Below are 18,258 nucleotides of genomic sequence, written 5' to 3'. Positions count from 1 at the left end.
GCTCAGCCGCTGTTAACGGCGACAGGGGCAACATTCCGCCTTGGCGAACACGGGGGATCGCACGATGGCGGAGGTCAGGCTCACCCATCTGGGGACCGAGAGAGCGGCGGGCGACACCTGGCTCGAGGGGATCACCGATCTCGTCGTCGAGCCCGGGCCCGACGGGCCCCGGATCCTCTCGGTCACCCGCCCCGGCAACGGGCTCGGCCTCGCGGTGTGGGGGCTCGACACGGCCGGCGACGGGCTCGATCTGGTCAGCAGCAAGCCCCTGGCCGGCGCCGCCGTGACCGGGGTGGAGCCGGCGATCGAGGTGGTCTCCTTCGATGGCGAAAGCGAGGTCGTCACCCTCACCGGCGTCGGCGGGAACGGCCTCACCGGGGTCACCATCGACGACGCCGGCACCCTCGGCGCCAGCACGCGCAGTTTCGCCGCCACCGCCCTGCCCTCAGGCCTGTCCGAGATCGAGCTGGTCGAGGTCGGCACCCGCCGCTTCGTCTTCGGCGCGGTGCATGGCTCGGACGGGCTCGATCGCTGGCAGATCGGGGCGGATGGCACGCTTGGCGACCGCGTCACCCTGTCGAGCACGGCAATCGGCGGGGCCACCGGGATGACCAGCCTCGGGCAGGTGCGGATCGACGGCACCCCCTATCTGCTGGCGGGCTTCGACGGCGCCACCGCCTTCGCCGTCTATTCCGTCGGGCCGAACGGCACCGTCACCCAGACCGGGCGGCTCGACGTGACGAGCGGCCTCGGCATCGCCGGCGCGGTGCAGGTGCAGACGACCACGGTTGCGGGCGTCACCTATGCCGTGCTCACCGGCGCCACCTCGAACAGCCTGAGCGTGGTCGAGATCACGGCAACCGGCGCCCTTGTCGCGCATGACCATGTGATCGACGATCTCGGCACCCGCTTCGCCAATGCCGCCCACCTCGCGATCACCGAGGTGAACGGGCAAAGCTTCATCGCCGTCAGCGGCTCGGACGACGGCGTCAGCCTGTTCCAGCTGCTGCCCGGCGGCTATCTGCTGCTGCTCGACACCATGGCCGACAGCGCCGACATGACACTCGACGCGATCACGGCGCTGGCGATGACCGCGACCGCCGAGGCGGTGCAGATCCATGTGGCGAGCGGCACCGAGGCCGGGATCACCACGCTCGAGGCGACGCTCGGCCCGCTTGGCGCAACGATCCTCGGCAGCCGCGGTGCCGACACGCTGTCGGGGGCGGCGGCCGGGCGCAACGTGATCGACGGCGGCGCCGGCAATGACCGGATCGAGGCCGGCACCGACGGCGCCGTGCTGCTCGACGGCACCGGCACCGACACGCTGATCGGCGGCGCCGGCACCGACATCTTCGTGCTGTCGCCCGACGGGATGCGCGACGTGATCACCGGCTTCGACATCGCCAACGACCGCATCGACCTCTCGCTCTGGCCGATGCTGCGCTCGGTCTCGCAGCTGACGATCACCGAGACCGCGACCGGCGCCACGATCACCTTCGGCCGCGAGAGCCTGACCATCGTCTCGCGCGATGGCCGGCCGATCGGCGTTGCGGCCCTTGTCGCGGACGGCATCATCAGCATCGCGCATTACCTGCCCGAGGATCCGGACGACACCACCGGACCCGCGCCCGCCCCATCCGTCTCCGAGGTGCTGGGAGACGATCTGGCCAATCGCATCGAAGGCAGCAGCGGAGCCGACCGGCTCGACGGGCGCGGCGGCGACGACACCTTGTTTGGCGGCCCCGGCAACGACATCCTCATCGGCGGCACCGGCGCCGACCGCATGGTGGGCGGGAACGGCTCGGACCGATACTGGGTCGACGCCCCGGGCGACGTGATCGTCGAGCGGGCCGGCGCGCCCGGGACCGACACGGTGATGAGCAGCATCACCTACCGGCTGAACAACTTCGCCGATGTCGAGAACCTGACCCTGACCGGAACCCGCGACCTGAACGGCTTCGGCAATGCGCTGGCCAATGTGATCACCGGCAATGACGGCAACAATCGGCTCGAGGGCTGCCTGGGCAACGACACCCTGATCGGCGGGGACGGCAACGATACGCTCGGCGGCGGCCCCGGCGCCGACCGCATGGTGGGCGGAAACGGCTCGGACCGATACTGGGTCGACAACCCGGGCGACCAGATCATCGAGCAGGCCGGCGCCCCCGGGACCGACACGGTGTTGAGCAGCATCACCTACCGGCTGAACAACATCGCCGATATCGAGAACCTGACCCTGACCGGAACCCGCAACCTGAACGGCTTCGGCAATGCGCTGGCGAATGTGATCACCGGCAATGATGGCGACAATTATCTTGCCGGGCGCGACGGAGACGACACCCTGATCGGCGGCGGCGGAAACGATTCCCTTTTCGGCGGCGCCGGGAACGACCGGCTGTTCGGTGGCGCCGGCAACGACACGCTGATCGGCGGCGACGGCGTCGATCGCATGGTGGGCGGGACCGGGTCAGATCAGTTCGTCGTCGACACGACGGATGACGTGATCGTCGAGGCGCCCCGCTGGCGGGGCACCGACACCATCCTCAGCAGCGTCACCTATCGGCTAAACAATGTTGCCCACATCGAAAACCTGACCCTGACCGGGGCAGTCGATCTGGACGGCTTCGGCAATGCGCTGGCCAATGTGCTCACCGGCAATGCGGGCGACAATCGGCTCGAGGGCTGCCGGGGGAACGACACCCTGATCGGCGGGGACGGCAACGACACACTGGCCGGCGGCTCCGGCGCGGATGCCTTCGTCTTCGACGAAAGGCCGGACGGGGCGAATGTCGACACCATCCTCGACTTCGAGCCCGGGCGCGACCGGCTGATGCTGCGCATGGCCGTCTTCACCGGCATCGGCGCCGGCCGGCTTGGCAACGCGCTTTTCGCCGAGGGCACCGAGGCGCAGGACGCCAATGACCGGTTCTTCTACGACCACAACAGCGGCGAACTCTGGTACGATCCGGACGGAACCGGCGACATCCGCGCACAGCTGGTGGCCGAGTTCACCACCCACCCCGACCTCCATGCCGCGGACATCTTCCTGCTCTGACCGGCTTGGCGACGCCGCACCGAGCCGGCAGGGCACGCCCGGAAAGCGCCGAAACCGGGCAGCCGCGCGCCCGCCCGGCAGATGGCGCCCCCGACGGCCAGGGCGCCGCAATCCGGCGCCGGCCGGGGCCGATACCGCAGAAATGCCGCAGGCCGAGACGGATTTCGCCGCAATTCCCCTCCCCAATGAGACAGCCGGATGCTAGCCCTTTAGGTGATGCCGCATTTGCCCGGCCACCACCTGATCTTGAAAACGGGTCTTGAACATATGTCTGGAAGAAAAATTGCAGTCGCCGGCATCGGCTATGTCGGTCTTTCGAATGCAGTGCTGCTGGCGCAGCGCAACCGGGTCCGCGCCCTCGATGTCGATCCGGTGCGGGTGGAGATGCTGAACGCCCGCAAAAGCCCGATCATCGACACCGAGCTTGAAAACTACCTCGCCGAGAAACCGCTCGACCTGATGGCGACGACCGACCCGGCCGTGGCCTTCGAGGATGCCGAGTTCGTCATCGTCGCGACGCCGACGAACTACGACCCGACCACCAACTATTTCGACACCTCCTCGGTCGAGGCGGTGGTGAAGGAGGCGCTCGCGATCGCGCCCGCGGCGACGATCATCATCAAGTCGACGATCCCGGTGGGCTACACCGGGCGGCTGAACGCCAAGCTCGGCACCGACCGCATCCTCTTCAGCCCCGAATTCCTGCGCGAGGGCCGCGCGCTTTACGACAACCTGCATCCGTCGCGGATCGTGGTCGGCGAGCGCTCGGACCGGGCGGCGGCCTTTGCCGGACTGCTGAAGGAAGCCGCGCTCGACCCGGATGTGCCCGTGCTGCTCACCGATTCCGCCGAAGCCGAGGCGATCAAGCTTTTCGCCAACACCTTCCTTGCGCTGCGCGTCGCCTATTTCAACGAGCTCGACAGCTATGCGATGTCGCTTGGCATGGATTCGCGTCAGATCATCGACGGCGTCTGCCTCGATCCGCGGATCGGCGACTATTACAACAACCCCTCCTTCGGCTATGGCGGCTACTGCCTGCCGAAGGACAGCAAGCAGCTTCTGGCGAACTATGCGCATGTGCCGCAGAACCTGATTCAGGCGGTGGTCGATGCGAACCGCACCCGCAAGGACTTCATCGCCGAGCAGATCCTTGCCAGGAAGCCGAAGCGCGTCGGCGTCTACCGGCTGGTGATGAAGGCGGGGTCGGACAATTTCCGGCAAAGCTCGATCCAGGGGATCATGAAGCGGATCAAGGCGAAAGGCGTCGAGGTCATCGTCTACGAACCGGCGATGAAGGACGCAGAGTTCTTCGGCTCGCGGGTCACGCATGATCTGGCCGAGCTGAAGGCCTCGTCGGACCTGATTCTGGCGAACCGGATGGTGCCCGAACTCGGCGACGTCGCCGACAAGGTCTTCACCCGCGACCTCTTCGGCGCCGACTGATCCCCCCGACCGACATGCAAAAGGGGCAGCCCGCAGGCTGCCCCTTCGTCATTTCCGCAAGGATCAGAGGCTCGCGTCCAGCGCGGCAAGGATCTTCGCGCCCATTTCGGTGGTCGAGACCGGGGTGCCGCCCTCGGGGCCCATCAGGTCCGCGGTGCGCACGCCATCGGCCAGCACCTTCTCGACCGCCTTCTCGAGACGGGTGGCCTCGTCGCCCTGATCGAAGCTGTAGCGCAGCGCCATCGCGAAGCTGAGGATGCAGGCGATCGGGTTCGCCTTGCCCTGACCGGCGATGTCGGGGGCCGAGCCGTGCACGGGTTCGTACATCGCCTTCGGCCGGCCATTCGCCATCGGCGCGCCGAGCGAGGCCGAGGGCAGCATGCCGAGCGAGCCGGTCAGCATCGCGGCACAGTCGGACAGGATGTCGCCGAACAGGTTATCGGTCAGGATCACGTCAAACTGCTTCGGCCGGCGCACCAGCTGCATCGCGCAGTTGTCGGCATACATGTGGCTCAGCTCGATCTCGGGATATTCGGCGTCGCGGATCGCGGTGACGACCTCGCGCCACAGAATGCCCGATTCCATCACGTTCGCCTTCTCGACCGAGGTCACGCGGTTGTCGCGGCGCTTGGCAAGTTCAAAGGCCGAGCGGGCGACGCGGGCGATCTCGCTTTCGGTGTAGCGCTGCGTGTTCAGACCGACGCGCTCGCCGTTCTCCTCGAAGATGCCGCGCGGCTGACCGAAATAGACGCCCGAGGTCAGTTCGCGCACGATCATGATATCGAGCCCGGCGACCAGATCCTTCTTCAGCGAGCTGAAGTCGGCGAGCGCGTCGAAGCACTGCGCCGGACGCAGGTTCGCGAACAGGTCCATCTCCTTGCGCAGGCGCAGAAGGCCGCGCTCGGGCTTCACCGAGAAGTCGAGCACGTCGTATTTCGGGCCGCCCACGGCGCCCAGCATGACCGCGTCCACTTCCTGCGCCCGGGCCATGGTCTCGTCGGTGAGCGGCACGCCATGCGCGTCATAGGCGGCACCGCCGACGAGATCCTCGGTCACGTCGAAGACGAGGCCGCGCTTGTCGCCATACCAGGTGATGATCTTCTTCACCTCGTCCATGACTTCGGGGCCGATGCCGTCGCCGGCAAGGATCAGGATAGAGGGGTTCGACATGCTTTCCTCCCATAGAAAAAAGGGTTGCAAGCGGCCTAGCGAATGCCCCGCCCGGGGTCAAGCGCGGCCCCCCTCAGGGCAGGGAAATATCGACCCAGACGAGGGCGCGGCGGGCGGCCTCGTCTGGCCCGTCCGGCCAGACGACCGCCGCGCCGGTGACCCGCAGATCGGCCGAGGGAAGGATGTAGTCAAGCCGCAGCGGCGCGCCATAGACGGCCGTGGCCGTGCCGCGGTCGCCTGCGGGCTGCGGGTCGTGCAGGCGCGGGTCGGACAGCAGCGCCGCCAGCGCATCGCGCCGCCCCTCGCCGCGCGCGGGGTCGAGATCGGCGTCGCCGAGGATCGCGAAAGGCGCGGGCGGCGGCGGCTCCGGCAGCGCCCCGTCGAGATAGCGCAGCCAGAAGGCGGTCTCGTCGCGGTTGCGCCGGCCGTTGCGATCCTCGGGCCCGTCGAAGAGCGGCGGCGTCGCGGCGAAGGCCAGCAGGTGCAGATCGCGCCCCGAGGGCAGCACGACCGGCACATCCCAATGCCCGGTCGAGGGCAGCCGCTGCGCCGCCCGCACCTTGGGCGCAAGCCCCGCACCGTCGATCAGGCTGCCGGGCAGATCGGCCCAGAGAAAGGCCGAGAAGTCGCGCGCGGCCTCCGCCCGCAACGGCAGCCGCGACAGCAGCGCCATGCCGCCCTGCCCGGTGAAGCGACCATAGCCCTGCGCATCGCGCGGCTCGCCCGTCCGGCCGTTGCCGTCCAGGTCGAGCCCGCTCTGCATCCCGGCATTCGGGCGTGGCGCATAGCGATGCGGATAGCCGAGCCCGGCCGCCTTCAGCGCCGCGGCAAAGGCCGCAAGCGCCATGCCGTCGTGATCCCAGTCAAAGCCGGTGAGCAGCAGCACATCGGGCCGCACCCCGGCGATCAGCGCCACCGCGGCGCGGACCTGCGCATCGCCCTTGTCGATATCGGAAAGCAGCAGCCCCGGCCCGCGCCGGCTGAGCCCGGCGTCCCAGGTGGCGAGCCGCAGGCTCTCGGCCACGGCGGGCCGGGTCAGCAGGCAAAGCGCGGCGATCAGGCCGGCAGCAGACCGGCGGCGCCCGCCTCGCGGCGCTTGTCCTCGATCATCTGCGCGATCCGGCCGACCGCGATGCCGCGCATGAAAAGGCTTGCCGGAAGGAATGCCCATGCCGTCACCGTCCAGATCATCGTCAGCGGATTGTCGAGCGTGACCGGCGAGATCGAGACGGAGACTGCCTTGATCACCACCGGCACGAGGAAGGGCAGAAGGAAGCCCAGCGAGATGTTGAACCAGGCGTCGCGGCGCAGCCGTTCCACCACATCGGCGCCCGCCGTCGGCTCGAAGGTGGGCAGGTTCACCCAGACGTTGAAGCTGCCCTGCGCCTTCGGCCAGCCGAGCGCCCGGATCATCACCACGAAATAGCCAAGTGCGATCAGCGCCGTCATGTAGGCGATGCCGGCCGCGGTGCGCAGCGCCTCGATGCGCGCGGCGGGGGCGTCCTCGGGCAGGATCAGCACCAGAAGCCGCACCGGGCTGTAGGGGATATCGACCGAGCGTGCCATCATCGCGCCGAGCACATAGACGAATTGCGACAGTGTCGAGGGCTCGACCTGTGCGAGCGCGGTCACCGAAAGCAGCGTCACCATGGCGAAAAGGGCGATGAAGCGGACGCGGTTGTAGGGCGGCGCGTCGCGGAACTCGATCAGACCGGGATAGACCGCGGCATATTCGAAGAAGGTGATCGCGGCGGCAAAGAAGGAGACGAGGGCGACAATCTGGATGGAATCGTCGCTGACGATGGATAGTGTCAGCGATGGAATGGACACCACCCACGCCACGAGCAACGCCCGCAGCAATGCACCTGCATAGCGAGAAACCACGATACTGCCCTTTGCCTTCCGCGCCCCCGATCGGATGCCGGGGTTTTGCCGTCTGGACCCGCCGATTATGACGGACTGCCTCATTCTTGCCTTGATTTTGTCCATTTTCGCCTCGGCTGGCAATGTCTGCTTCATCAATGGCGCGGCAATCAGGCCATTTGCCGCGGGAACTGGTGCGGTATTACATCAAATGCAGCGCAAAAATAAGGCCGCCCCGGAGGACGGCCTTGATCTTGTGTTTCAAGGGCTTGCAGCCACCAGAAGGGTCAGACCCAGGGGCGCGACTGCGCGGCCTGCGACTCGAAGGTGTCGATCGCGGCGACCTTTTCCAGCGTCAGCCCGATGTCGTCGAGACCGTTCAGCAGGCAATGCTTCTTGAACGGGTCGATCTCGAAGGGAATCACCACGCCGTCCGAGGTGGTGATCTCCTGCGCCTCGAGATCGACCGTCATCCGCGCGTTCGAGCCCTTCTCGGCGTCTTTCATCAGCAGATCGACCTGCTCCTGCGGCAGCACGATCGGCAGCATGCCGTTCTTGAAGCAGTTGTTGAAGAAGATGTCGGCGAAGGAGGTCGAGACGATCGCCTTGATGCCGAAATCGGCGAGCGCCCAGGGCGCGTGCTCGCGCGAGGAGCCGCAGCCGAAGTTGTCGCCGGTGACGAGGATCTCCGCGTTGCGATACTGCGGCTTGTTCAGCACGAAGTCGGGCTTTTCCGCGCCGTCGAGGGTGTAGCGCATCTCGTCGAAGGCGTGCACGCCAAGCCCGGTGCGCTTGATCGTCTTCAGAAAGCCTTTCGGGATGATCATGTCGGTGTCGATGTTGACCAGCGGCATCGGTGCCGCGATCCCGGTGAGTTTCGAGAATTTCTGCATTTTCAGTCTTTTCCGATTTTCCTGAGCGCGACGCCCAGAGCAATGAGGGAAGAGCCGATCACCACCAGTTCGACAGCCAGCAGCGTGCCGAGCAGGATCGGGCTCGATTCCGGGACAGTGAACAGGATGAAGAGGCCAAGCCCGCCGGAGATGAGGCCCGAGAGCAGCATCGTCCAGAAGGTCGAGGTGCCGGTGAAGGAGAAGGCCACGATCAGCCGCCCGATGCCCGAGGCAAAGAACAGCGCGCCCACCACGATGGTCAGCGACACCAGCCCGGCAAGCGGATGCGCCAGGATCCAGACCCCGACCACGAGGTCGAGCAGGCCAAAGCCCATCAGCCAGCCGCGCGCCGGGATCGTTTTGTCCGAGAACCCGGCCCAGAGCGCGAAGACGCCGCTGAGCAGGAACATCCAGCCCACGAAGACCGCCACGGCAAGCGAGGCGGGCAGCGGGAACAGGATCGCGACAAGCCCGCCCAGAAGGGCGAGCGTGCCAGCGACGAAAAGGGAAGTCGTGCCTTTCATGGGTCCACTCCTATGAGGTTTGCCGGCAGCTTACCGCATCCGCCCGATGTTCACATCAATTCCCGTACGTCGGTCAGATGGCCGGTGATCGCCGCCGCCGCCGCCATCGCCGGCGAGACGAGGTGGGTGCGGCCGTTGCGGCCCTGACGGCCCTCGAAGTTGCGGTTCGAGGTCGAGGCGCAGCGCTCGCCCGGGCTCAGCTGGTCCGGGTTCATCGCGAGGCACATCGAGCAGCCGGCAAGCCGCCACTCAAAGCCCGCGTCGATGAAGATCTGCGCAAGGCCTTCCTCTTCCGCCTGCAGCCGGACGAGACCCGAGCCGGGCACGACCATGGCGCGCATGCCGTCCTTGACCTTCTTGCCCTTCACGATCTCGGCCGCGGCGCGCAGATCCTCGATCCGGCCGTTGGTGCACGAACCGATGAAGACGGTGTCGATGGCGATGTCGGTCAGCTTCATGCCGGGCGTCAGCCCCATGTAGTCGAGCGAGCGCTTCGCCGCCTCGACCTTGCCGCCGTGGAAGTCCTCGGGCGCGGGCACCACGCCCGAGATCGGCAGCACGTCCTCGGGCGAGGTGCCCCAGGTCACCACCGGCTCGATCTCTTCGCCCTTGAGGGTGACGACCTTGTCGAAATGCGCGCCCTCGTCGGTGAAGAGGGTCTTCCACCAGCTCAGCGCGGCCTCGAACTGCGCGCCCTTCGGCGCGTGCGGACGGCCCTTGATATACTCGAAGGTGGTCTCGTCGGGGGCGATCAGCCCGGCGCGGGCGCCGCCTTCGATCGCCATGTTGCACACCGTCATCCGGCCTTCCATCGACAGATCGCGGATCGCCTCGCCGCAATATTCGATGACATGGCCGGTGCCGCCGGCGGTGCCGGTCTTGCCGATCACCGCAAGGGTGATGTCCTTGGCGGTGACGCCCGGACGCAGCTTGCCGGTGATTTCCACCTTCATGTTCTTCGACTTCTTCTGGATCAGCGTCTGCGTCGCCAGAACGTGCTCGACCTCCGAGGTGCCGATGCCGTGGGCGAGCGAGCCGAAGGCGCCATGCGTCGCGGTGTGGCTGTCACCACAGACCACGGTCATCCCCGGCAGCGTCCAGCCCTGCTCGGGCCCGACGATGTGCACGATACCCTGACGGATGTCGGAAACCGGGTAGTAGTTGATGCCGAAGTCCCTGGCGTTCTTGTCGAGCGCCTCGACCTGGATCCGGCTTTCCTCGTTCTTGATCCCCTGCTCGCGGTCGGGGGTGGTCGGAACATTGTGGTCGGGAACGGCGATGGTCTTTTCCGGCGCGCGCACCTTGCGGCCGGCCAGACGCAGCCCCTCGAAGGCCTGCGGGCTGGTCACCTCGTGCACGAGATGGCGGTCGATGTAGAGCAGGCAGGTGCCGTCGGCGTCTTCAGAGACGACGTGGGCATCCCAGATCTTGTCATAGAGGGTCTTCGGAGCGGACATGGCTCTCTCTTTCGATGGCTTGTAACGGATCGGGCGGGCGGCCGGGCGCACAGGGCGCGGCCGCGGGCGACAGGGACGCAACACGGCGCCCCCGCGCCGACATCAAAGTCGGGCGAGGATGGAGCGGCTTTCGCCGTAGAAGCGCTCTTTCAGCCGAGCGCGGTCATCCATGTCGAAAACGGTGATCATGCCCGGCGATATAGGCGATCGGCGGCTCTCAGGCAAGAAAATCTCTGCCCGCCGCGGCCCGGCACTGGCCGCAGGGGTTGACATTCGGCCCCAAATCGCAGAGCCGGCCATGGCTGCGTTCCCGATCGGTTGAGATTTGAGGGGCGCGATGTTACATTTTCAGCGTGCCCCGCGCCGGGGCGGAGGCGGCGCGCGAACCCTTCGGAGGACAATGTCCTGTCTCATCTCTCAGTCGCGTCCGCTGTATCGGGCGCAAAGGCGGCACCCATGAGCACCAAACTTGCCGGGGCCGACGTCACGAGCGACCAGATTCTGGCCCGCGTGATCTCTTCTCTCGAGGACGACAAGGCGGAAGACATCGTCACGATCGACCTGCGCGGCCGGTCCTCGATCGCGGATTACATGGTGATCTGCTCGGGCCGCAGCTCGCGCCAGGTCGGCGCCATCGCCGAGAAGCTGGTCGAGCGGCTGAAGGAGGACTTCGGTCGCAACAGCAAGATCGAGGGCAAGGATCAGGGCGACTGGGTCCTGATCGACACGCAGGACGTCATCGTCCACGTGTTCCGCCCCGAAGTGCGCGAGTTCTACCAGCTCGAGAAGATGTGGATGCCTTCGGGCTCCCACGTCTGACCGGCGATGAAGGTGACGGTCTGCGCGGTCGGCCGGCTGCGCAAGGGGTCCGAGCTCGAGCTGATCTCTGACTATCTCGAACGGTTTTCCAAGGCCGGGCGGTCCTTCGGACTGGGCCCGGCCTCGGTCGTCGAGGTCGAGGACAAGAAGAACCTCGGGATGGAGGCGGAGGCGGCGCTGCTCGAGCGCGCGATCCCCGCCGGCGCGGTGCTGGTCACGCTCGACGAGCGCGGCGATCTGGTCTCGTCGCCCGAATTCGCGGCGCGGGTTGCGGGCTGGCGCGATGCCGGGCGCGACCTTGCCTTCGTCATCGGCGGCGCCGACGGCATCGCCCCCGCGCTGCGCGCCAAGGCCGACTGGTCGCTCAGCTTCGGGCGGATGGTCTGGCCGCACATGCTGGTGCGGGTGATGCTGGCCGAACAGCTGTACCGTGCCGGCCAGATCCTCGCCGGCACGCCCTATCACCGCGCCTGAACCGCGCGGCCCGCGCCTCAGGCCGCCAGCAGCCCCTGCGCACGCATCGCCGCAATCATCATCGCGCCGCATTCCGCCGTGGCGTGAATGCCATCTTCCGCCATCAGGTTGTCCGGCAGGAAACCGTCCTCTCCCGCCAGATCCTCGGCCGGATCATAGACGGTCAGGCCGACGCCGCGCAGATCCCCGACGATGATGCGGGTGAAGCTGTCGTAATTCGGCCGGTCATGCACCCGCGGCGGCACCACGACGATCAGCGTCGTCAGCCGCGCAAGGCGGCGCAACAGCCGGAAATGCCGTCGCCGGTAGTGCTGCACATAGTCCCGCGCGAAGGCGCGCGAGGCGGTCAGCCCTTCGGTGATCTCGGCGGCGTCGTCCTCCTGCACCTGATGGCCGTTCCAGCCGAACGGCGGCACCAGCCGGCCAAGGTGGAAGCCCACCGTGGTCAGCACCGGAATCCCCGAGGCGAAGACATCGGCGACACCGAGCTTCTCGCGCAGCGCGCGCAGCTGGCCCGCAGCGCGCGGAATGCCCCGCACCTCGAGCCCGTTCTCGCCAAGCGCAAAGCGCTGGTCGTGCCAGCCGGCACCGGAGAATTGCAGCTCCTCGGCCGGCAGGCCCAGAAGATCCGCGCCCTGTTTCAGCGCGATGGCGTGGCTGTCGCCGAGGATCAGCAGGTCGGGCTTAGCGCTCATTGAAGGTCTCCAGCAGCATTTCCTCGCAGACCAGTTCCTCGGCCTGCATCTGTGCCTCGACGGCGGCGCGGCCGGCATCGCCGCCCGCCCCCGCCCGCCGCGCCGGTGCCGAAAGGTCCAGCCCGGCAAAGAAATGCCGCATCACCAGATCGACGCCGTCATGGGCGATGGCGCGCATGTTCGGCTCGAAGAAGGTCCCGCGCGAGGAGGGCGCGGCAATGATCTCGTAGGACGGGAAGTAATCCACCTGCGCATGGCTGTGCGCCATGTCCCCCGCCACCGCCCGCAGCACCGATTTCGAATATTGCGTCGCGACGAGGACGTGATCGCCCGAGGCGGTCGCGACCAGCGGCACCGGCGAGACGGTCAGCAGAACATGCAGCCCCGGGTTCATCTGCCACATGATCTGCAAGGCCGCCTCGAGATCGCGCAGGATCTCGGGGTAGGTGTAGTTATGGAAGGCATGCACGCCCTCGTCGAAGGTGCCGACGCCGGTGCCCGGGCAGATCGAATAGCTCTGCCCGGTCGCGGTGTTGATCCAGCCCTCGGTGAGACCCAGGGTGAAGACCAGCACGTCCGCCTCGGTGATGCAGCGGGCAAAGGCGCGGGCGGTCGAGGCGACCGAGGCCTCGGCCTCCTTGCGCGACACGAAGCCCTGCGGCTCGATCTTCGGGCGCAGCATGTCATGCACGAGACCGTCGCCGTCGGTCCAGTATTCGACGCTGTCCGCACCCGCCGCGCCGCTCGCGAGCCGCGCCCAGATCAGCAGCTGCGCCGCGGTGTAGATGTTGCCGGTGCGCGCCGAGAACACGCCGTAATTGTATTTCTGCGCGAGTTCCGGCGGGGTGCGGCCCGGTGCCGGCTCGGCGTTCAGCCAGTTCATCTTGCGGCTGATGAGCGCGCGGCTGATGTGCTGGGCAAAGCAGGAGCCGAAGGTGGCGAACTGCGCATCCGCAGGCAGCGTCCAGGCCGAGGACCAGAGCCCCGAGAGACCGAAGAGGCCGGCCTCGGCGACGCCCGTGCGCCAGAAGGCCTTGGCCGGCAAATGCCGGTAAGGGTTGTCGGATTTCTCGACCATGCTACTCCACCGAAAACACTGAACGAACCAGGGCGATGCTAGGACCGGCCCCCGGAGGCGTCAACTCGGCTTCGCGTGCTCTCAGGGGGTCTCGGCCAGAATCGCGGCAAGCGTGGTGAAACTCGCGGCGGTGTCATCGGGCTCGTCACGGGCGATGAAGCCGTCAAGCGCCGGCCAGACCCGGATTGCGGCATCGATCACCGGATCCGAGCCCGCGGCGTAAAGCCCCGCCTGAATCATCAGCTCGGCCCGGTCATAGGCGCCCAGCAGCCGCCGCGCCCGCGCGATCAGCGCATTCTCGGCCGGGGTCGCCGCATCGGGCAGCGCGCGCGAGACCGAGCGCAGCAGGTCCACCGCCGGAAAGCGGCCGCGCTCGGCGATGGTGCGGTCGAGCACGACGTGGCCGTCAAGCGTGCCGCGCAGGATGTCGGCGACCGGCTCCTCCATGTCCGAGCCCGCAACCAGCACCGAGAACACCGCGGTGATGTCGCCCGCGCCCTCGGGCCCCGGCCCCGAGCGTTCAGCCAGCGCCATGATCTGATGCGCGGTCGAGGGCGGATAGCCGCGCAGGCTCGGCGGTTCGCCCGCGGCCAGCGCCACCTCGCGATGTGCCTCGGCGAAGCGGGTGACGCTGTCGGCAAGGAACAGCACCTGCCGGCCCGCATCGCGGAAATGCTCGGCCACCGCCATCGCCGCCCAGGCACAGCGGCGGCGCACCAGCGGCGACTGGTCCGAGGTGGCGGCGACGATCACCGAGCGCGCCATTCCCTCGGGGCCAAGCACCTTCTCGACGAATTCGCGCAGCTCGCGCCCGCGCTCGCCGACCAGCGCGATGACGACGACATCGGCCGCCACCCCGCGCGCGAATTTCGCCAGCAGCGAGGACTTGCCCACGCCCGAGCCCGCAAACAGGCCGATACGCTGGCCCCGCACCAGGGGCAGCAGCGTGTTGAACACCGATTGCCCGGTTTCCAGCCGCGCGCCCAGACGGCGGCGCTGCGCAGCGTGCGGCGGGTCGGCGCGCAACGGCCGCTCGGCGGTGCCGCGCAAAATCGGCCGGCCGTCGAGCGGGCGGCCGAACGGGTCGATCACCCGGCCGATCCAGCTGTCGTCGGGGGCGATGCCGGTCTGGCCGAGCACCTCGACCGCATCGCCGATCGACACCCCCTCGGGCGCGCAATCGGCCAGCAGCGTCACCGTCTCGGGCCGCAGCCCGATCACCTCGGCGCCGAAGAGCTTTCCGGCGCGACTGCGGATCTGCGCCCGGTCGCCAAGACACGCCCGCACCGACAGCCCGCCCGCCTCGATCGTGCCACCGCCCACGGCCCGCACCCGCCCCACCGGGCACAGCGCCGCAATCTCCGCGATCTCCGCACGCAACCGCTCGAGCCCTGCCGACGCCATTCCGGCCTCCCTTGTTTCTGAAAGGTTTTCTTAAATGATTCGCCGTTAAGCGAGTGTTGATGGCGCGGAGGAGAAACCCCGGTGTTCGAGAAGATCCAGCTGCTGCAGATGGCCCAGTCGATAGCCCGGCAGGCCGCGTTCCGGCAAAATGCCGTGGCGCAGAACGTCGCAAACGCGGACACCCCCGGCTATCGCGCCCTCGACGTGCCCTCCTTTGCCGAGACCTATCAGGACGAGCGCACCACCCCGATGCGGGCAACACGTGCAGGCCACCTTGGCGCCGCGAACAGGGTGAACGTGGCGATGGCACCCGACCCGGATGCCGCGGCCATGTCGCCCGACGGCAATTCCGTCTCGCTCGAGGACGAGATGGTGAAATCGGCCGAGGTGCAGCGCTCGCACACCCTCGCGCTCGCGGTCTATCGCAGCTCGCTCGACATCCTGCGCACCAGCCTCGGAGGGAAATGACGATGAGCGATTTCAATTCGGCCTTCTCGCTCGCGGCCTCGGGGATGAAGGCGCAGGCGCAGCGGCTGCGGCACGTGTCCGAGAACATCGCGAATGCCGATACCCCCGGCTATCACCGCAAGATCTCGTCCTTCGAGCAGGTCGCCGAGATGGGCGAGACCACCGGCGCGGTCGCCCTTGGCCCGGTCGAGCTCGACCGTTCGGATCCCGAGCGGGTCTACGACCCGTCGAACCCGCTTGCCGACGAGACCGGCTATTACGAAGGTTCGAACGTCGACCTCGTGGTCGAGATCGCCGACGCGCGCGAGGCACAGCGCAGCTACGAGGCGAACCTGAAGATGTTCGACCAGACCCGGCAGATGTCCTCGGCGCTGCTTGACCTGCTGCGGCGTTAATTCAGAAAGGCCCCCTCCCCACCATGGAACTCAGCACGTCCGTCGCCGCCCAGGCCTATGCCCGCGCGCGATCCGCCGCAGCCCCGGACACGGGCTCACCCGCGAAAACCACGCTCGGCTCTCTCGCCAACAGCTTCGAGGCGACGCTGCGCTCGGGCGAGGAGACGGCAAAGGCCACGATGCTCGGCAAGGCCGATCCGCATTCGCTGGTGCAGGCCCTGGCCGAGACCCAGCTTGCCGTCGAGACCGCGGTCACCGTGCGCAACAAGGTGGTCGAGGCCTATCAGGAAATCCTGCGGATGCCGGTGTGAGATGAACGACCTCGTCTTCTTCGACACCATGCGGCAGGCGCTGTGGATCGCGGTGATGATCTCGGCGCCGATGCTGGCGGTGGCGCTGGTCGCCGGCGTCACCATCGGCCTGTTTCAGGCGCTGACCTCGGTGCAGGAGATGACGCTGACCTTCGTGCCGAAGGTGGGGGCGATGCTCGTGGTGTTCTGGGTGTCGATGTCCTTCATGTCGGAGACGCTGGTCGATTTCTTCACCACGCGGATCATTCCGATGATCGCCGGGAGCTGAGCCATGGACAATGCGATCTACGCCACCCTTGCCCGCCAATCCGGCCTGATGCGCGAGATGCAGAGCGTCGCGAACAACATCGCGAATGTCTCGACCACCGGCTTCCGGCGCGAAGGCGTGATCTTCTCGGAATACGTGACCGATCCCGGCCTCGGGGCCGAGCCGCTGTCGATGGCCTATGCGCATGGCCGCAACATCGACCTGTCGCAGGGCCCGGTCGAGCAGACCGGCGGCGCCTTCGACTTTGCGATCGAGGGCGACGGCTTCTTCCAGATCGAGACGCCCGAGGGCAATCAGCTGACCCGCGCCGGCAGCTTCACCCCCTCGGCCGAGGGCGAGCTGGTCAGCCCCGACGGGTTCCGCCTGCTCGACGCGGGCGGTGCACCGATCTTCGTGCCGACCGATCAGGGCCCGGTCGCGCTGGCGCAGGACGGCACCCTGTCGGTTGCCGGCGCGCCGGTGGCACAGGTCGGGGTGTTCCTGCCCGCCGATCCCACCGAGCTGCGCCATGTCGCCGGCACCCGCTTCGACGCCCCCTCGGGCGTCGAAGCGGCCGAGAAGGCAACCCTGCTTCAGGGCTTCGTCGAGGGGTCGAACGTCGATCCCGTGTCCGAAATCTCGCGGATGATCGAGGTTCAGCGCGCCTACGAGCTGGGCCAGAACTTCCTCGACCGCGAGGATGAACGTATCCGCGGCGTCATCTCGACGCTTGGCAAATAGGAGAGCTGAATGCGTGCCCTGCAGATAGCCGCCACCGGGATGAGTGCCCAGCAGACGCGGGTCGAGGTGATCTCGAACAACCTCGCGAACATGTCGACGACGGGCTACAACGCCCGCCGCGCCGAATTTGCCGACCTGTTCTACCAGCAGCAGACCCGCCCCGGCACGATCAGCTCGACCGACGGCACGGTGATCCCGGCGGGGGTGCAGCTGGGCCTCGGCGTGCGCCCGACGGCGGTCAGCGTGAACCTCGCCCAGGGCACGCTCACCCAGACCGGCGGCGATCTCGACCTCGCCATCGACGGCGCCGGCTATCTCGAGGTGACGATGCCCTCGGGTGCCTCGGGCTATACCCGCGACGGCGGTCTGAAACGCTCGCCCGATGGCGAGATCGTCACCTCGGACGGCTATCCGGTGGCCCCCGGCATCACCATCCCCGACGATGCCAGCACGCTTGCGATCAATGCCGCGGGCGAGGTCTATGCCTATTTCAACACCCAGGTGCAGCCGCAGCTGCTGGGCCAGATCACCCTGGCCGACTTCAGCAACGACAAGGGGCTCGAGGCGATCGGCTCGAACCTCTTTCTCGAGACCGAGGCCTCGGGCCCGCCGCAGGTCTCCGAACCCGGGCAGAACGGGCTTGGCACGCTGCGCCAGGGCTATCTCGAGGAAAGCTCGGTCGATGCGGTGCGCGAGATCACCGAGCTGATCAAGGCGCAGCGAGGCTACGAGCTGAACGCCAAGGTCATCACCGCCGCCGACGAGATGCTCGGCGCCACCACGCAGCTGCGCTGATGCGGACCGCCCTGCCCCTTGCGCTTGCGCTGCTGGCCGCGGCCCCCGCCCCGGCCGAGACGCTGGTCGCGGCGCGCGTGCTGCGCGCGCAGACCGTGCTGAGCGCCGCGGACGTGACGCTCGACGGGCAGACGGTGCCGGGTGCGCTGACCGATCCGCGCGACGCGATCGGGCTCGAGACCCGGACCGCGATCTATCCGGGCCGGCCGATCCTGCTCGCCGATCTCGGCCCGCCCGCGATCATCGAGCGCAACCAGACCGTGCCGCTCGCCTATCACCGCGGCCCGCTCGACATCCGGACCGCAGGCCGCGCCCTCGACCGCGGCGGCGTCGGCGACACGATCCGGGTGATGAACACCGCCTCCAAGGCCATCGTCCTCGCCACCATCGCGGCCGACGGCTCAACCCAGGTCCAGTCGCAATGAA

20 protein-coding genes are annotated in these 18,258 nt (G+C 67.7%); 11 read left to right on the top strand and 9 right to left on the bottom strand.

The window, feature by feature from the left end; all coding sequences use genetic code 11:
* Positions 1–64: 64 nt before the first annotated feature.
* On the top strand, positions 65–3,055 hold the full coding sequence (locus tag EOW66_RS20805; protein WP_128155923.1) for a hypothetical protein: 2,991 nt from the start codon (positions 65–67) through the stop codon (positions 3,053–3,055).
* A gap of 267 nt (positions 3,056–3,322) precedes the next feature.
* Positions 3,323–4,498 (top strand): nucleotide sugar dehydrogenase, encoded by a 1,176-nt coding sequence (locus tag EOW66_RS08150; protein WP_128155922.1) that lies wholly within the window; start codon positions 3,323–3,325, stop codon positions 4,496–4,498.
* 63 nt (positions 4,499–4,561) lie between these two features.
* On the opposite strand, the gene leuB is transcribed toward EOW66_RS08150, so the two are convergent.
* From leuB to leuC, 6 genes are all read right to left on the bottom strand, one after another.
* A complete protein-coding gene (leuB, locus tag EOW66_RS08145) occupies positions 4,562–5,668 on the bottom strand; it encodes a 3-isopropylmalate dehydrogenase (protein WP_113898425.1) in 1,107 nt (368 codons plus the stop codon).
* Between the two features lie 73 nt (positions 5,669–5,741).
* Entirely contained in the window at positions 5,742–6,692 is a 951-nt protein-coding gene (locus EOW66_RS08140; RefSeq protein ID WP_239017537.1) for an endonuclease/exonuclease/phosphatase family protein, read from the bottom strand.
* Between the two features lie 32 nt (positions 6,693–6,724).
* Entirely contained in the window at positions 6,725–7,552 is an 828-nt protein-coding gene (locus EOW66_RS08135) for a hypothetical protein (RefSeq protein ID WP_128155920.1), read from the bottom strand.
* A gap of 266 nt (positions 7,553–7,818) precedes the next feature.
* Complete coding sequence (gene leuD / locus EOW66_RS08130) at positions 7,819–8,424, bottom strand: 3-isopropylmalate dehydratase small subunit (protein ID WP_128155919.1); 606 nt, start codon at positions 8,422–8,424, stop codon at positions 7,819–7,821.
* Positions 8,425–8,426: 2 nt separating this feature from the next.
* Positions 8,427–8,948 carry an HdeD family acid-resistance protein gene (locus EOW66_RS08125; RefSeq protein WP_128155918.1) on the bottom strand — a complete coding sequence of 174 codons (522 nt, stop codon included), beginning with the start codon at positions 8,946–8,948 and terminating at the stop codon, positions 8,427–8,429.
* Between the two features lie 50 nt (positions 8,949–8,998).
* Positions 8,999–10,405, bottom strand: a complete 1,407-nt coding sequence (gene leuC, locus EOW66_RS08120) for a 3-isopropylmalate dehydratase large subunit (protein ID WP_128155917.1) — start codon at positions 10,403–10,405, stop codon at positions 8,999–9,001.
* 456 nt (positions 10,406–10,861) lie between these two features.
* Between leuC and rsfS the strand changes: the two genes are divergently transcribed.
* Together rsfS and rlmH are read left to right on the top strand one after the other, a co-directional pair.
* The gene (rsfS, locus tag EOW66_RS08110; protein WP_128155916.1) at positions 10,862–11,224 is read left to right on the top strand and encodes a ribosome silencing factor; all 363 of its coding nucleotides are present in this window, start codon (positions 10,862–10,864) and stop codon (positions 11,222–11,224) included.
* Between the two features lie 6 nt (positions 11,225–11,230).
* Positions 11,231–11,698 carry a 23S rRNA (pseudouridine(1915)-N(3))-methyltransferase RlmH gene (gene rlmH, locus EOW66_RS08105; RefSeq protein ID WP_128155915.1) on the top strand — a complete coding sequence of 156 codons (468 nt, stop codon included), beginning with the start codon at positions 11,231–11,233 and terminating at the stop codon, positions 11,696–11,698.
* Positions 11,699–11,715: 17 nt separating this feature from the next.
* Here the strand turns inward: rlmH and EOW66_RS08100 are convergent, their stop codons facing one another.
* The 3 genes from EOW66_RS08100 to EOW66_RS08090 all read right to left on the bottom strand — a co-directional run bounded on the left by EOW66_RS08100 (position 11,716) and on the right by EOW66_RS08090 (position 14,875).
* Positions 11,716–12,393 carry a hypothetical protein gene (locus tag EOW66_RS08100; RefSeq protein ID WP_128155914.1) on the bottom strand — a complete coding sequence of 226 codons (678 nt, stop codon included), beginning with the start codon at positions 12,391–12,393 and terminating at the stop codon, positions 11,716–11,718.
* Entirely contained in the window at positions 12,383–13,471 is a 1,089-nt protein-coding gene (locus tag EOW66_RS08095; RefSeq protein WP_128155913.1) for a GSCFA domain-containing protein, read from the bottom strand. The genes EOW66_RS08100 and EOW66_RS08095 overlap by 11 nt, the downstream gene beginning before the upstream one ends.
* A gap of 81 nt (positions 13,472–13,552) precedes the next feature.
* The gene (locus EOW66_RS08090; protein WP_128155912.1) at positions 13,553–14,875 is read right to left on the bottom strand and encodes a FliI/YscN family ATPase; all 1,323 of its coding nucleotides are present in this window, start codon (positions 14,873–14,875) and stop codon (positions 13,553–13,555) included.
* 81 nt (positions 14,876–14,956) lie between these two features.
* On the opposite strand from EOW66_RS08090, the gene EOW66_RS08085 reads away from it, so the two are divergent.
* From EOW66_RS08085 to flgA, 7 genes are read left to right on the top strand one after another with little or no spacing between them, the layout of a single operon-like run.
* Positions 14,957–15,343 carry a FlgB family protein gene (locus EOW66_RS08085; protein ID WP_128155911.1) on the top strand — a complete coding sequence of 129 codons (387 nt, stop codon included), beginning with the start codon at positions 14,957–14,959 and terminating at the stop codon, positions 15,341–15,343.
* Positions 15,344–15,345: 2 nt separating this feature from the next.
* Positions 15,346–15,738, top strand: coding sequence for a flagellar basal body rod protein FlgC (gene flgC / locus EOW66_RS08080; protein ID WP_113898414.1), 393 nt, complete (start codon positions 15,346–15,348; stop codon positions 15,736–15,738).
* A 23-nt stretch (positions 15,739–15,761) separates the two neighbouring features.
* On the top strand, positions 15,762–16,049 hold the full coding sequence (gene fliE, locus EOW66_RS08075; protein ID WP_128155910.1) for a flagellar hook-basal body complex protein FliE: 288 nt from the start codon (positions 15,762–15,764) through the stop codon (positions 16,047–16,049).
* Position 16,050: 1 nt separating this feature from the next.
* A complete protein-coding gene (locus EOW66_RS08070; protein ID WP_128155909.1) occupies positions 16,051–16,317 on the top strand; it encodes a flagellar biosynthetic protein FliQ in 267 nt (88 codons plus the stop codon).
* Positions 16,318–16,320: 3 nt separating this feature from the next.
* A complete protein-coding gene (locus tag EOW66_RS08065; protein ID WP_128155908.1) occupies positions 16,321–17,037 on the top strand; it encodes a flagellar hook-basal body complex protein in 717 nt (238 codons plus the stop codon).
* A 9-nt stretch (positions 17,038–17,046) separates the two neighbouring features.
* Positions 17,047–17,832, top strand: a complete 786-nt coding sequence (gene flgG / locus EOW66_RS08060) for a flagellar basal-body rod protein FlgG (protein ID WP_128155907.1) — start codon at positions 17,047–17,049, stop codon at positions 17,830–17,832.
* Positions 17,832–18,257, top strand: coding sequence for a flagellar basal body P-ring formation chaperone FlgA (gene flgA, locus EOW66_RS08055; protein WP_128155906.1), 426 nt, complete (start codon positions 17,832–17,834; stop codon positions 18,255–18,257). The genes flgG and flgA overlap by 1 nt, the downstream gene beginning before the upstream one ends.
* Position 18,258: the final 1 nt, after the last annotated feature.

Origin of the sequence: Paenirhodobacter huangdaonensis (assembly GCF_004022465.1) — a bacterium.
GTDB lineage: Bacteria > Pseudomonadota > Alphaproteobacteria > Rhodobacterales > Rhodobacteraceae > Rhodobacter > Rhodobacter huangdaonensis.
This window is presented reverse-complemented; position numbering and strand designations above follow the sequence as displayed.

Coding starts and splice junctions, on each gene's coding strand:
- rlmH (WP_128155915.1), top strand. CDS start 11,231: ATGAAGGTGACGGTCTGCGCGGTCGGCCGGCTGCGCAAGGGGTCCGAG.
- EOW66_RS08150 (WP_128155922.1), top strand. CDS start 3,323: ATGTCTGGAAGAAAAATTGCAGTCGCCGGCATCGGCTATGTCGGTCTT.
- rsfS (WP_128155916.1), top strand. CDS start 10,862: ATGAGCACCAAACTTGCCGGGGCCGACGTCACGAGCGACCAGATTCTG.
- EOW66_RS08090 (WP_128155912.1), bottom strand. CDS start 14,875: ATGGCGTCGGCAGGGCTCGAGCGGTTGCGTGCGGAGATCGCGGAGATT.
- leuD (WP_128155919.1), bottom strand. CDS start 8,424: ATGCAGAAATTCTCGAAACTCACCGGGATCGCGGCACCGATGCCGCTG.
- flgC (WP_113898414.1), top strand. CDS start 15,346: ATGAGCGATTTCAATTCGGCCTTCTCGCTCGCGGCCTCGGGGATGAAG.
- fliE (WP_128155910.1), top strand. CDS start 15,762: ATGGAACTCAGCACGTCCGTCGCCGCCCAGGCCTATGCCCGCGCGCGA.
- EOW66_RS08125 (WP_128155918.1), bottom strand. CDS start 8,948: ATGAAAGGCACGACTTCCCTTTTCGTCGCTGGCACGCTCGCCCTTCTG.
- EOW66_RS08065 (WP_128155908.1), top strand. CDS start 16,321: ATGGACAATGCGATCTACGCCACCCTTGCCCGCCAATCCGGCCTGATG.
- EOW66_RS08100 (WP_128155914.1), bottom strand. CDS start 12,393: ATGAGCGCTAAGCCCGACCTGCTGATCCTCGGCGACAGCCACGCCATC.
- EOW66_RS08070 (WP_128155909.1), top strand. CDS start 16,051: ATGAACGACCTCGTCTTCTTCGACACCATGCGGCAGGCGCTGTGGATC.
- EOW66_RS20805 (WP_128155923.1), top strand. CDS start 65: ATGGCGGAGGTCAGGCTCACCCATCTGGGGACCGAGAGAGCGGCGGGC.
- flgG (WP_128155907.1), top strand. CDS start 17,047: ATGCGTGCCCTGCAGATAGCCGCCACCGGGATGAGTGCCCAGCAGACG.
- leuB (WP_113898425.1), bottom strand. CDS start 5,668: ATGTCGAACCCCTCTATCCTGATCCTTGCCGGCGACGGCATCGGCCCC.
- flgA (WP_128155906.1), top strand. CDS start 17,832: ATGCGGACCGCCCTGCCCCTTGCGCTTGCGCTGCTGGCCGCGGCCCCC.
- leuC (WP_128155917.1), bottom strand. CDS start 10,405: ATGTCCGCTCCGAAGACCCTCTATGACAAGATCTGGGATGCCCACGTC.
- EOW66_RS08095 (WP_128155913.1), bottom strand. CDS start 13,471: ATGGTCGAGAAATCCGACAACCCTTACCGGCATTTGCCGGCCAAGGCC.